Source organism: Gardnerella sp. DNF00109 (genome assembly GCF_049262845.1).
Classification (GTDB): domain Bacteria; phylum Actinomycetota; class Actinomycetes; order Actinomycetales; family Bifidobacteriaceae; genus Bifidobacterium; species Bifidobacterium vaginale.
Window position 1 is genome coordinate 1641683 of sequence record NZ_CP058406.1, and the last position, 14001, is coordinate 1655683.

At 39.6% G+C, this 14001-nt stretch carries 6 protein-coding genes and 1 pseudogene; 4 read left to right on the forward strand and 3 right to left on the reverse strand.

Annotated elements, in window-relative coordinates:
- Nucleotides 1-74: 74 nt before the first annotated feature.
- Nucleotides 75-1214 (reverse strand): annotated as a pseudogene (locus HXT20_RS06500) (ROK family protein); the annotation flags it as partial.
- 298 nt (nt 1215-1512) lie between these two features.
- On the opposite strand from HXT20_RS06500, the gene HXT20_RS06505 reads away from it, so the two are divergent.
- From HXT20_RS06505 to HXT20_RS06520, 4 genes are all read left to right on the forward strand, one after another.
- Nucleotides 1513-2832 carry an ABC transporter substrate-binding protein gene (locus HXT20_RS06505; protein ID WP_004114086.1) on the forward strand — a complete coding sequence of 440 codons (1320 nt, stop codon included), beginning with the start codon at nt 1513-1515 and terminating at the stop codon, nt 2830-2832.
- 108 nt (nt 2833-2940) lie between these two features.
- Nucleotides 2941-3873 (forward strand): carbohydrate ABC transporter permease, encoded by a 933-nt coding sequence (locus tag HXT20_RS06510; RefSeq protein WP_004120282.1) that lies wholly within the window; start codon nt 2941-2943, stop codon nt 3871-3873.
- 43 nt (nt 3874-3916) lie between these two features.
- Nucleotides 3917-4834, forward strand: coding sequence for a carbohydrate ABC transporter permease (locus HXT20_RS06515; protein ID WP_004114082.1), 918 nt, complete (start codon nt 3917-3919; stop codon nt 4832-4834).
- 103 nt (nt 4835-4937) lie between these two features.
- Nucleotides 4938-8090: a glycoside hydrolase family 2 TIM barrel-domain containing protein gene (locus HXT20_RS06520; protein WP_020759654.1), complete on the forward strand. Its 3153-nt coding sequence runs from the start codon at nt 4938-4940 to the stop codon at nt 8088-8090.
- 106 nt (nt 8091-8196) lie between these two features.
- Here the strand turns inward: HXT20_RS06520 and HXT20_RS06525 are convergent, their stop codons facing one another.
- Nucleotides 8197-9624 (reverse strand): alpha-L-fucosidase, encoded by a 1428-nt coding sequence (locus tag HXT20_RS06525; protein WP_020759655.1) that lies wholly within the window; start codon nt 9622-9624, stop codon nt 8197-8199.
- Between the two features lie 230 nt (nt 9625-9854).
- The gene (locus HXT20_RS06530; protein ID WP_101886661.1) at nt 9855-13736 is read right to left on the reverse strand and encodes a discoidin domain-containing protein; all 3882 of its coding nucleotides are present in this window, start codon (nt 13734-13736) and stop codon (nt 9855-9857) included.
- Between the last annotated feature and the right edge of the window lie 265 nt (nt 13737-14001).

Consider the following 14001-nt stretch of genomic DNA (forward strand, 5'->3'; position numbering starts at 1 on the left):
ACTGCCTGCACAACAGCAATGCTCTCACCACGTAAAACTATGTCATCACCGCAAGAACATTGTTGCACACGAATAGAATGGTTTTGTAATGTTGAGGCGGCTTCGGCATTAATTGCATATTCAGTCGCACCTAAAAATATATCGTCAACAATATCTTTTGAACCGTATACAAAAACATCATCTAAATCAAGTAAGCTAACAGACGGAGCAAGCACATGTCCAAGTGAACGACCTGCTTCCTGTAGCATTGTCGTCCTGTCTAAAGGATTCTCATTAATTCTTCTTCGTAAGTTTGCTGCAGATATAAAAGTCTCTAAACAACCACGCTTACCACACGTGCATTGTGGACCATCTGGATCAACAACTACGTGACCGATTTCACCTGCAGCATGATGACTCCCCAAAACGAGCGAATCATCGATTAACAATGCTGCGCCTACGCCAACAGCGATTTGAACAAAAATGCCAGTTGCTCTGCCAGCTCCACAAAAACGTTCACCGATCAAAGCACTATTCGCATCATTATCTACCGTACAGAACTTACCAAAATGTTGTTGAAACATCTTGCGCAAAGGCACATTCTTCCACCCAAAATTCGCAGTTTCAACTACTACACCATCTTCATCAACAATACCTGGGACAGCAACACCAAAACCAAGTATATGTGAGGCACCATCAAGTAGTGACTCAGCCAAAGCAATTACAGTTTCAGGCGTAATAGCAGTAATTTTATCAAAGGATTTTTCAACTCTAGTTACAATTTCACCGCGTAAATTCATTACAGCAGCTTGCAACAAAAATGGCATTGATAAGTCCAGAACAACCACATTCCAATATTGATCATCTACACTTACTAAAGTTCCTTTTTTACCAGGTCGCGTTGGTTGTTCATATCCATTTTCCATCAGAAAGTGTTTATCTAACATGTCAGACACGACTTCGCACGCAGCAACTCGCGATAATCCAGTTTTCCTACCAATTTGTGCTCTAGACATAGGACATGATGAAAAAATTTGTCCAAAAACCATCATGCGATTATTGATTCGTACATCAGCGGGTTCATGTTTTTTAGTAACTGTCATAGAAGGTGATAGAAAGCAAGACAAGGCATTATCATCAGTTGTTCCAAACATGACACTCCTCAAGTATAGGGCTGTTGCAGCATACTGAAAGTAAGTACTACATCGTACCATCCCACCAATAGGCCAAATCATCAGGAAAAATGTTGTCAGCACATGTACTCACAACAAAATTTCACAATAAACTATATTGTACACTCTCAACCATTGTAGCCAGCTGTAACACATACGCGCTAGGCATAATTACCATAATTATTAACAATAATTTCATCCCAATATACACACAAGTATTTGTATATTTCTTGGACTTTACAACAAATAAATAATTTGTTAAGATAGTTAACATTGAATGTTCCTACGACATAGATGCCGCCGGCAATCAATACACAACTCGTCAAAGTCGACAAGTAAAGCTTCAAAGAAAGGAAGCGCCATGCATAGTGGAAAGAAAATTATTGGCATCATTGCAGCAGCGAGCGCCGCTCTACTATCGCTTGCTGGATGCGGTAACACCAATAACTCGAGTTCATCAGCGCAAGTTGATACTAAAACACCTGTTAACCTCACTGTGTGGACTGGTAATACAACACCAACAAAAGCAGCAGCAGCAATATTTGAAAAGAAATATCCAAACGTAAAAATTAAAGTAGAAACTGTAACAGACGCTTATCAGGCTCTGGATACAGCCATTCAAGCTGGATCGGGAATTCCAGACGTTATGGAATTTGAGTACTTGACGGTTCCTTATTTCGCAATTCAAAATAAACTTGTAGATTTAAGTACTCTTGGCGCAAATAATGATAAAGGCACATTTGTGAAAGGCGCATGGCAGGACATCAGCTTCAACAATAAGCCATACGCAATTCCAATGGATTACGGCCCAAGCGTCATGTTCTACAATAAGGCAATATTAGAAAAAGCAGGAGTAAGCAAAGTACCAGAAACTTGGGAAGAATATTACCAAGCAGCTAAGAAAGTAAAAGCACTCGGAGACAAGTACTACATAACAAATGACGCAAGCGATATCTTCACATTGCTATCCCTTGTATGGCAAGCTGGAGGGCATCCATTTAAGGTTAACGGAACCACTGCTCACATTAACGTAAAAGATCCAAAGATGCAGGAAGCTGTATCTTACTATCAGAAGATGATTCAGGAAGGCTTAATCGCAACTAATATCAAAACTTGGTCCGATGATTGGAACAGAGCTTTAAACGATGGAACTATTGCCACACAAATCATAGGAGGATGGTTCACCTCTAGCATTAAAGATCGCGCTCCAAAACAAGCTGGAAACTTCCGTGTTGCCCCTATGCCTCAATGGAAAGCGGGCGAACAGTTGAGCGCAGAAAACGGCGGCTCTGGCTTTGCTATTCCAGCGAAAGCAAAGAATCATCAATGGGCTTGGAAATTCTTGCACTTCCTTGCCTACGATAAGGAAGGCGTAAAAGCACGCGTTGATGCTGGAGTATTCCCTCCAAATGTTTCCGTACTTAAGAATAACGAATTCCTCTCTTCTACTGACCCTTACTTCGGAGACCAGAAGTACCGTGAGCCTATTGCCGATTCAGCTCAAAAAGTAGGAGAAGGATGGCAGTACCTTCCGTTCATGGAAAAAGTGCGTGATCTATATGGTGACAATATGGATTATGCAAAAGTAGCCAAAGGCGAATCACTGCAAACTCAGCTAGAAAACTGGGCTAAGCTGTGCATCGACTATGGAAACAAACAGGGCTTCACAGTAAGCAAATAATGTTTACTAATAATAGCAAATAAACTCATTACCATTTAAGGTGCTGTTGGTGCTACAACACCAACAGCACCTAATTTAACTGAAAAGTTTTTACATTGGGGGAAAGCAATGATATTGAACACTTCTAAAAATAAACGAGCAAATTTAACACGGCAACGCAATGGAATTAAACGCGAAGGAGCTGCTGGTTGGATGTTCGTGCTTCCATTTTTGCTTCTCTTTACCTTCGTGTTTATTATTCCACTTGTATACTCGATGTACATTAGTTTCTTCGGACACCAATTAATTGGCGGAACCGTGTTTGTCGGCGCAAAAAACTATCTCGAACTTTTGAAAGACCCATTATTGTGGCAGGGTATTGCACGCGTCCTCATATTTACAGCAATCCAAGTCCCTCTAATGTTAATAATTTCCATTTGCCTAGCGCTTGCTATCGATTCGAAACGTCTATATGGTACAAACTGGTGCAGAATCTCAATATTCATTCCATACGCTGTTCCTGGTGTTATCTCCACATTAATGTGGGGGTTCATCCTTGGAACTAGGTATGGTCTGTTTAAGAATTTTAATGAGATATCTCATACTGATATAAATCCATTTTCTCCTTCATTTATCATGATTTCTATCGGAGTAATGATTAGCTGGGCTGCTATTGGATATAACATGCTCATCTTCTATTCTTCATTAAAGGCTATTTCACCAGATCTTTACGAAGCTGCTGTAATTGACGGCGCAAGCTATCGCCAAATAGATCGTTATATCAAGCTTCCAGAGATTAGAGGCTCACTGGCTATAACTACTATCTTCTCAATAATAGGTAGTGTACAGCTTTTCAACGAGCCGCAAATTTTGTCAAAAATGGTTGGAGGCACTGGCATTACAACCAGTTGGACACCAAACTTATACATTTACAATCTAGCTTTTGGTGACTCTTCACAGGGATATGCTGCTGCAGCAGCATTGATTATGGCAATTATTGTCATTGTCGTTACATTTACGATTCAAATTCGCAATATGCGCAAAAATGTCACCGCTGATTAACCATAGACGAAATATGCAACGAAGCATCCAAAAGGAAGAACAAATGATTAATACAACAAAATCATCAAATAATCAGGCAGCGATGCCTCCACTCACGAGGTTCTACACTGTTGAACATCCAAAGAAGAGTCCAATGATGACATTCTGGGTGTATCTATATCTATTATACGCTCTCGTTCCATTTGTTTGGCTATTCATAAATGCTACAAAAACTAAGGCTGATTTTGCTTCTACATTCGGTCTATCATTTGGATCCTCATTCGCTCTATGGGACAACATAGTAGAGGTATTTACATATAACAATGGCATTTTCGCACGATGGATTCTAAATACGGTCCTATACACAATAATTGGCACTATCATTTCTGTATTGTTTGCAACTATGGGAGGATATGCTCTAGCAAAACTCAATTTTAAAGGCAAACACTTTATTTTGCTAACCATCTTAGGATCTATGGCAATTCCAGGAGTACTGCTTGTAGTTCCACAGTTCTTGATTTTCTCGCAACTTGGTTTAACAAACACTCCTTGGGCTGTAATAATTCCATCTCTACTAAACCCATTTGGTCTATATTTAATGTGGACATTTTCAGGGCAAAGTGTTCCAACTTCTCTTATAGAAGCAGCACGTATCGATGGTGCTGGAGAAGGACGCATTTTCTTCCAAGTTGCATTACCACTTATGAAACCATCATTGGTAACAGTGTCATTGTTCGCATTTGTTTCTATTTGGTACAATTACTTCCTTCCATTGATAATGCTGAAAGACTCTAAATGGTATCCATTGGCATTAGGTCTTGCACAGTGGAATGCTCAAGGCAATGAAGGTGGCAATATGCCTATTATTCCAAACCTAGTCATTACCGCATCTTTGCTAGTCGTATTCCCACTGATTCTGCTCTTCTTGGCATTGCAACGCTACTGGCAATCAGGCTTAGCAATTGGAGCTACAAAAGGGTAACCAGCTAAATCTGCTTTTATTGCTTCTGACAGTTTTATGCTGTCAGAAGCATAATTAATCTATACGTATTCTTAACTTTTACTAACACGATTTGGAGCATGTAATGGCTAGGCCATCTATTTATAATGACAATACTTGTTGGGATGAGCCAACATATACTTGCATATCTTCCAACTATGCAAAAACTGATTGGATAACAAATCCTCAGGTTTTTGCCGTTAACACTATTTCAGCGCATTCACATCATCATTACACAATAAATGACACCATACCAATACAGTCACTTAATGGAACGTGGGAAGTAAAGCTACTTTCTTCCCGTGTATTCAACCCTGAAAACTTAGATGAGGATATTAAAAATTACGAAGATTCTTCATATCAAACAATCTCAGTTCCATCTCACTTACAGATGAACGGTCTATTAAAACCGCAATACGTTAACGTTCAGTACCCTTGGGATGGTCATGAGGACGTTAAAGCACCAAATGTTCCTTCCTTAAATCATGTGGCAATTTATAAGAAACATTTTGTTTTACAAAATAATCTTAAACAGATTTTGAACGAAGAAGGTAAAGCTACTATTACCTTCCATGGAGCACAAACAGCTATTTATGTATGGATTAACGGAAAGTTTGTTGGATATAGTGAAGACTCTTTTACGCCGAGTGAATTTGATATTACTCAATTTTTAAAAGATTCTGAAAATAGTATTGTTGTAGCGTGCTACGAATTTTCTAGCGCATCATGGCTAGAGGATCAAGATTATTGGAGACTACACGGAATTTTCCGTTCCGTTGAACTGTGTGCACATCCTTCCACCCATGTATCAAATCTTCATGTTGATGCAGATTATAGCAATGATACAAATACTGGGAAACTCGCATTCAGAGCAAACATAGAAGGAGACAATTTAAAAGATATTACACTGCATACTTACATTACAAATCATAAATACAGCAACGATAAATTCACAAATAATAATGAGATTTTGTGGGACTGCACGCTACCTGCACAAACGATTACTGAACTAAAACAGACTACTATTACTAAAGCACTACCTTGGAGTGCTGAATACCCTGCGCTATACGACTTACATATTGATGTTGTAAGCAGAGAATCAAATATTATTGAACATGTAGTGCAGCCGATTGGTTTTAGACATTTTGATATTGAAAACGGCATAATGAGATTAAACGGAAAACGCATTATTTTCAAAGGCGTAAACCGTCATGAATTTAATTGCGACAGAGGCCGAGCAATCACATATGATGACATGGTTTCCGATGTGCTTTTTTGTAAGCAACACAATATAAACGCTGTACGAACTTCTCACTATCCTAATCAAGATGCTTGGTACGATTTATGCGACGAATATGGGCTATATATTATTGACGAGACTAATTTAGAGACACATGGAACGTGGTCAGATGGGCGCGGAAACATAACTCCAGAATGCGCTATTCCTGGCAGTAGAGATGAATGGCGTGCCGCGTGCGTAAATCGCGTCGATAACATGATTAAACGCGATTACAATCACCCATGTGTGCTGATTTGGTCTCTCGGAAACGAGTCCTTTGGTGGAGACGTATTTCGTTCTATGTATCATCATGCTCATGCTCTAGATGCACATCGCCCAGTGCATTACGAAGGGCAGACTATGGATAAGTCTTGGCGCGATACTAGCGACATTGAAACACGCATGTATGCTCACGCAGATGAAATAGAAAAATACGTGTCAAACAACCCAGATAAACCTTATATATCTTGCGAATACATGCATGCTATGGGGAATTCATTGGGAAACATGAACGAGTATGTTGCTCTTGAAAAGTATCCGCATTACCAAGGTGGTTTTATTTGGGATTTCATCGATCAGGCAATAAGACAAACCCTACCAGACGGAACCACGCATTTGGCATATGGTGGCGACTTTGATGATCGACCTACCGATTATGAATTCTGCGGCAACGGTCTATTATTCGCAGATAGAAAACCAAGTCCTAAGGCCATTGAGGCTAAACAACAATATGCAAATATAAGACTATATCCAAACGAAAATGGTGTTCGCATAGAAAATCATCAGCTTTTCATGAATACTGAAAATTACGTATTCTTGGCAAAATTACGCGTTGACGGCAAAATTATGTGGTCTCAACCATATACGTGTAATGTGGAACCTGAAAATGATTTTGAAATGCCCATAGAGTGGCCATTAGAACAGTATCAAAGCAGTGGGGAAGAAATTACTTTTGAAGTTTCGTGCACGCTTGCAAAATCTACACGTTGGGCACAAAAAGGATACGAATTATCGTTCGGACAATACACAATATTAACTAAAAATTCAGAATCACAAGCTAAGCAAATATCAAATGCACGATTACATAAAGATGGCACTGTTACTATTGGACGCTGGAACGCAGGAACACGTAACTCTTCGATCGAAACGCTTTTTTCATATTCACAATGCGGGCTTATTTCATACCGTCTTGACGAACGAGAATTTGTGATTAAACGTCCTTTGATCACTACATTCCGAGCACTAACAGACAATGACCGCGGTTGCAAGCATGGTTTTGAGCGTGCTCAATGGTCTGTAGCAGGTAAATATGCTAAATGCGTAGATCAAACAGCTGAGAAGCTCGACGACAATACGCTACAAATTGTATACAAATATGAACTTGCTAACGCAGATCATACAATAGTGAATTTAACATATGTGTCTAAAACATCAGGAGATTTACACATTGAACTAAATTATGTTCCTTCTGGAAAAGATTTACCTTCCATTCCAGCATTTGGATTGGAATGGATGCTACCAATAGAATACAGAAACCTTGAATTCTACGGTATTGGTCCTGTTGAAACATATGCAGACCGCACCAGTGCGGGACGTTTAGGGATTTGGAAAACAAATGCTTTTGACGATTTTATGCCATATCTTGTTCCACAAGAAACTGGCAATCATGAAAAAGTAAGATGGGCAAACGTAACAGACGATTCTGGGCATGGCATGCGTATTCAGCGGCATAATAGTACTAGCAACTTCTGCGTAAGTTTACTTCCATACAGCAGCACTATGATAGAGGAAGCACAACATATAAGTGATTTAGGTGACTCAAAACATATGTTCTTGCGAATTCTTGCAGCACAAATGGGAGTCGGCGGCGATGATTCGTGGGGCTCGCCTGTGCATCCCGAATATCATTTGCCTGCCAATAAACCATATTCTCTAAATGTGGATTTGCAATTATTCTAACCCTCCCTCCTATAACCAATACCGCTGATATAGTTACAAAAAAGTTTCTATGTCAGCGGTATTTTATTGCTATTGAAATAAATTTATATCAGAGTTTTCTTTTCTACTACTCGTCTTGTGCAACTAGTGGATAGCATGATTGAAGAGCTACATATTGACGAATACTAGTTATTCTCACAGTTAACGATACTGCACGAATCGCGTCAAAACGTAGAATTTTGCGATATCCTATGGCATGAACATCTGAAACATGATGATTTACTCCACATTCATCAACAACGTGAATTTCAGCTGTTTCAACGTGTTGTCCTTTACTAATATCTTCTTCAATAACTAAGCCATCAATATAAGTAGGTTCAGTAAATACCATACGAAAATCAATCGGCTTAGAAGATGACAATGCTGTACCCTGTTTTCTGTCAACCAAGTACTTTGGATTTCCTTCATATGTATTAGGACTTAAAACTTGTATTGATAATGCTTCATGATCTCGTAATTCGCGCCCATGGAATTTACGAATCTTATCGCCCAATTCTTTTAAAATTTTAACATCAGAATCTGCTAACAAACCATGACGTGTCGGTGGCACATTCAACAAAAGTGTTGAGTTACCCCCTACAGATTTACACCATATATCAAATAATTCATCAGAACTGCGAACATTATTATCCTCATTATCGTGATGGAACCAACCTTTGCGAATAGAGGTATCAACTTCTGCTGGATACCAAGCAAAATCGCCTTCGTAGTGTGCAAGCGCCTTACGAGACCCTAAATCTTCATCAGTAGACGCAAATTTGCGAGAGAACTTACCATCATCTGATTGTTGTGATTTTGAAGAGGTTAATTCAGCACTACGTAATTCTGTAGGTAATACGCTCCACTCATTAGAGCGCGTATGACCAGCTTCATTGCCGCACCAACGCACATCTGGACCGCAAACACTGATAACAGCATCTGGCTGCAGCGCCCGGACTGTATTATAGATTCGTTGCCAGTCATAAGTTTGCGTTTTACCATTCTCACCCTCGCCGCAAGCACCATCAAGCCATACGGAAAAAATAGGACCATAGTGCGTTAGCAATTCAACAAGTTGATTAATATAAAAATCGTTGTAAACTTTGCCAGTGCCATATGATGATTCTGTACGATCCCATGGTGAAAGGTATACGCCAAATTTCATATTATGTCGATAAGCTGATTCACTAACTTCGCGCACAATATCTCCTTTTCCATTTTTATATGGAGAGGACGCAATGGTATGCTTGGTGTACTTTGAAGGCCACAAGCAAAAACCATCATGATGCTTGCAAGTTAGAATCACGCCGGTCATACCTGCCGATTGTAGAGCATCAAGCCACTGGTCAACATCTAAATTATTTGGATTGAATATCTTCGGATCTTCGTGACCAAGCCCCCATTCACGATCTGTCATAGTATTCATTCCAAAATGAATAAAACCATACATTTCCATGCGCTGCCAAGAAATTTGACGTGCTGTAGGCCTTACATTTGCTAAATAATCCTCATTCATGCTGCCACCCTGCTTTAGCGATCAATGCAACTTCACATCGAACAATCAATTGTTTACTATATTAACAAAAAACAAGGATGTGCGCCAGTTAAATCATTATCCGCATATTCAAAAAGCAGTATTCTAAAGTCTTTCAGACATAAAAAATCCCCATGCACAAATAGGCATAAACACTAAATACACATGGGGATACACTAACAGAATAGACTAATTATATACACCTATAATGGCTATTTTTGTCGCACTTTCCTACTATGTCTAACAAGTAAATGAAAAGCAAAAAATGTTAACGAAAGCACCGAGACGCCAGTCACACTACTACCTCCAGCAACCAACATGCCACGAGAGCACTTCTCACGTTTTTGACACAAGCCATTCTTACGAATAGTAGGCTGCTTATTTTCGCTCATTCTCAGTCCACTGACATTCGAATCACTTGAACCATAAGAATTATCCGACTGTCTTGAATCAGTAGAAACACCACCTGAATCAAGAACAGACGGACCAGACATAGACTTATTCCGCTTAGCCTTTGACATACCATCATGATTATCACCAGACTCCAACGTCACACTTGGACCATAAGAATTATCCAACTGTCTTGAATCAGTAGAAACACCACCTGAATCAAGAACAGACGAACCATGCTTAGATTTTGGAGTCTTCTTTTGCTCAGTCTTAGAAATCACTTTAATTTCACTAATAGTTGGACTACCCGGATGCCCATTATACATATCAACATTCGGATATACCTCATCTATCTGCACACGCAATTCGCTAGCATATTGAGAATTCTCGAAATTGATATCACTGAGATCTTCCTTTGCAGCATTATCTTTTCCATATATTCTTTTCCATGAGCTCTCACTATACGCTGAACGATCACACTGATTTTTTGTCCATAAGGAGAATTTTTTAATGCGATGGTTCACGTTACCCTCAACAAATTCTTCAATTTGCACAGCATCGAACTTAGCATTGCACCCTAATGTGATATCAAGCGTCACTGGATAATTTGGATTATCTGGAGCTGCCCAACGCGTAGATATGTCACCGTCAGTTAAGGATTTAGCAGCATACTCCGGCTCAGTACGTGATTGACTTGCTATAACATTCTTATCTTTCGCAATGTTCTTTGGTTCTATATCCTCAATTTTTTTACGTTCATAAGCTGCGTTATTTTCCAACCAATACAGCAATCGAGCACGACCTCCGCCAACACGTTCTAGTTTTACATCCTGCTCATCATCACCATCTTTAAGCGGAACTGTCTTAGCTATGTATGTACGCGGATCAACCTGCATGAGTATTGCATTTCTAGAAGGTCTTTTTACAGTAAGCGTGATATCCTGTGCCGTTTCAGCATAAGAACCATTATCATTACGTGTTGATAAATAATATGATGGATAGCGAGTATCACCAGTTAAAGCATTAACTACCAACAATGCCTTTGGTGCATATTTACTTTCACCAAAAATCTTTTTACGAATTTCCTCATTAAGATCTTTTAGTGTTGAGAAATGACCGACAAGCACATCTCCAGGTTTTCCGTTATTAACAGTTCCGACATTCTTTACGGTAATCTTTTGCAACCCAAATTCTGCATTCGCTAGCTTTCCCTCCGTGCTGTCAAAAGCTCCCATACGGAATCCCTGAATATTCGGAGCAGATGCACGATCTGCATATACGCCAGATTTCAATCCTGCATACTCATTATTCATTGCAACCAAGTATTTCCCAAGGCCCTGCACATCTTTGAAAATGCTAGAAAACTCGTAGAAGCTTCGCGTTGGAGCTCCATCTTGGTCAATAATCGAACTGCGATCATAAGCATTATATTCCATACGGAATAGCCCAAACCATTTTTGGCCAGTAGCTAATCCTATCATAGGAACAATCGACTTTTGAGAAGCAGAAACATTAGCATCCCAGTTGTAATCTAAATATTGTCCAAATAGAACTGGCTGACTGCAATCACCTGTCAAACCCTCTAGGGCTGCTTGTCTCTGAGAAGTCCATAGCTTATTCTGCAACATGTTTGCCACAATTTTACTTGGCTTTGGACCTTGACCTGCACCATAATAATATGTATCCCACGAAACAAGATCAGGCTTTGCTGTTTTGACAAAATGACTCATATTGGAATGCGTTTCCCAACCAAGACCAAGAGCTTGATTAGAATGCACTATTGCCCCAGGATACCTATTCTTAGACCAACTGAACCATCGATTAAATTTCTGTACTTCACTTTCGCTATAACCTCCCTCATCACCATATTGAATATCAACAAGACTATTAGCATATGGCTTCATTTCTTCAGTCAAAAAATCTTTAGGTACACTATTTTCACCCATACTATTGCCACCCTTTGGAGCTTTAGCAAGTGACCAAGGCACACCTTTCCCTAATTGCCGCATCAATGGAGCATTAAATAAAGGCTTATCATAGAACATAGGGAACGATCCGCCAGTTAAACGGCGTTCTGCATCGTTATAAACTCCACGCCCATAGCCTTCAGAAGGTACCCAAGTTGGCAATAATACACCGTATTGCAATGCCAATGCTTGTGCACGATTCACACCATATTTATTTTCATTTGCATTAAAACTGGTATATTTAGGTTTTTCATCAGGTACTTTAATTTCTTTTGGATTCTGACCCTCAGGCAACCCCCACACTTCTACTTCTTCCAATCTCATCCCAGTGGCACCTATTCCGTTTTGCTGTGGATCGTGAATTTTGGGCTTGTTAAGCCACACACGTATATCTTGTGTTTTATGATAACCGTTCAAATCCCAATACCATAAGCCATCACTATCACGCGTAAGGCTTGCATTGGTGACAACCGTATTCCAATTGTCACCAGCTTTGACATCAATAGCAACAGAATGCCCTCCTTGCCACCCAGGGGAGCCAGCTGGCATGGTCGGCCAACCATAAGCTTGTATACGTCCTACATAACGAGGGCTATTTAAATGAATTGTAAAACCAGTTGATTTGTTAGACCATTCAGCGCTATCTTTCAAACTCGTAGTATTCCAAGAAGTGGCACGCATACCATCCGTAACAATTAGATTGTCATTATCATTTGCACCATTTATCTTCACAGTTGCATTAATTTTTTCATTGCCACGGAAATCTGTGTCAACCTTTGTCACATTTACAACATATGTACTTGCAGCATTACCAACAACAACTTTTGCAACTATAGCATTAACACCTTTTGTTAACGGAATGCCCGATACTCTTCCATCAGAATCCACCTTGCGGCCATTGATAGTAGCCGTAGCCCCAGTGGGCAACTTAACTCTGGCAGACACAGAGGTTGTATGATAGTATGCAGTAGATTCATAAGTATATTGCGATGGACTGAAAGTAACTGGCTTACCAGGAGCACCAAATGGCAATTGATCAATGAAGAAATCAATAGGCGCAGCTGTTGCATCACCCCGTCCTTGTTTCTTCATATGTTCAACTGGTAAACATGGAACAAGTTTGATGTCTGAAGCCGACATATCTTTTTTGCTACTATCAACTGCTTTAAAACCAACCAACGTCAATATTGGCTTATTGGTAGATTTAAACGAGATAATTTGCGGCTCATTGATACCTTTTAAACCACCAGTTGCAATCAATTCGCCATTATTAAATTTCGTTTGATGAACTTTAGAACGCCAATTAATATCTTTCTTATCAGATGGATTTCCTGGATCTTTATCGAATGCAAAAACACTATAAACACCTGGCGCATTCGAATTACCTTGCACTGATTCATACGATGGCCGCGCAGTATACTGAATTCCACAAACCTCTCTATTAGTATTATTTTTTATAGCGAGAATGTGTGGGAAATTATCGTATCCACCTTGCCATTTTGTTGTCCAAAACGTTTTAGCACTATCCACGCTCCCATCGCTATCAGTAAGCGCAGAAATGGTACCATTTGGCTTTTTCTCACCATTTTTTTCTTCAGAACTTGCCCACAGTATTGAGGGATGGAATGGATCAATTGAATCTTCCTGTGGCACTGAAGCTTGTGCAATCATCGGACTAGCCATACTGATCGACAAAGCAAATATTGCGCCGCCTTGCAACAATCGTCGAAACTTCATGGGATTCCTTTCTTCATTAAGCCAGCCATCCACATCTCTTCATCGAAATGTAAATATGTGTACCTCAAACAAAGATAAAATCGATAAAAACGCACACACATTTGTGCGGTTAATGCACAAATGACTGAATTACATACGGGCTGCCATCGCTGCCAGCCACAGTTATAAATAATCAAGAGCAACAATATGCATCGCATATACGTATTGTTTACACTCATTATAATAACCAGAATTAATTGTATACTAAGTTAACAAAAAACACCAT

What these genes read in the sequence shown, in the direction of transcription:
- HXT20_RS06520 (WP_020759654.1), top strand. Translation starts at nt 4,938, where the DNA reads ATGGCTAGGCCATCTATTTATAATGACAATACTTGTTGGGATGAGCCA.
- HXT20_RS06505 (WP_004114086.1), top strand. Translation starts at nt 1,513, where the DNA reads ATGCATAGTGGAAAGAAAATTATTGGCATCATTGCAGCAGCGAGCGCC.
- HXT20_RS06515 (WP_004114082.1), top strand. Translation starts at nt 3,917, where the DNA reads ATGATTAATACAACAAAATCATCAAATAATCAGGCAGCGATGCCTCCA.
- HXT20_RS06510 (WP_004120282.1), top strand. Translation starts at nt 2,941, where the DNA reads ATGATATTGAACACTTCTAAAAATAAACGAGCAAATTTAACACGGCAA.
- HXT20_RS06525 (WP_020759655.1), bottom strand. Translation starts at nt 9,624, where the DNA reads ATGAATGAGGATTATTTAGCAAATGTAAGGCCTACAGCACGTCAAATT.
- HXT20_RS06530 (WP_101886661.1), bottom strand. Translation starts at nt 13,736, where the DNA reads ATGAAGTTTCGACGATTGTTGCAAGGCGGCGCAATATTTGCTTTGTCG.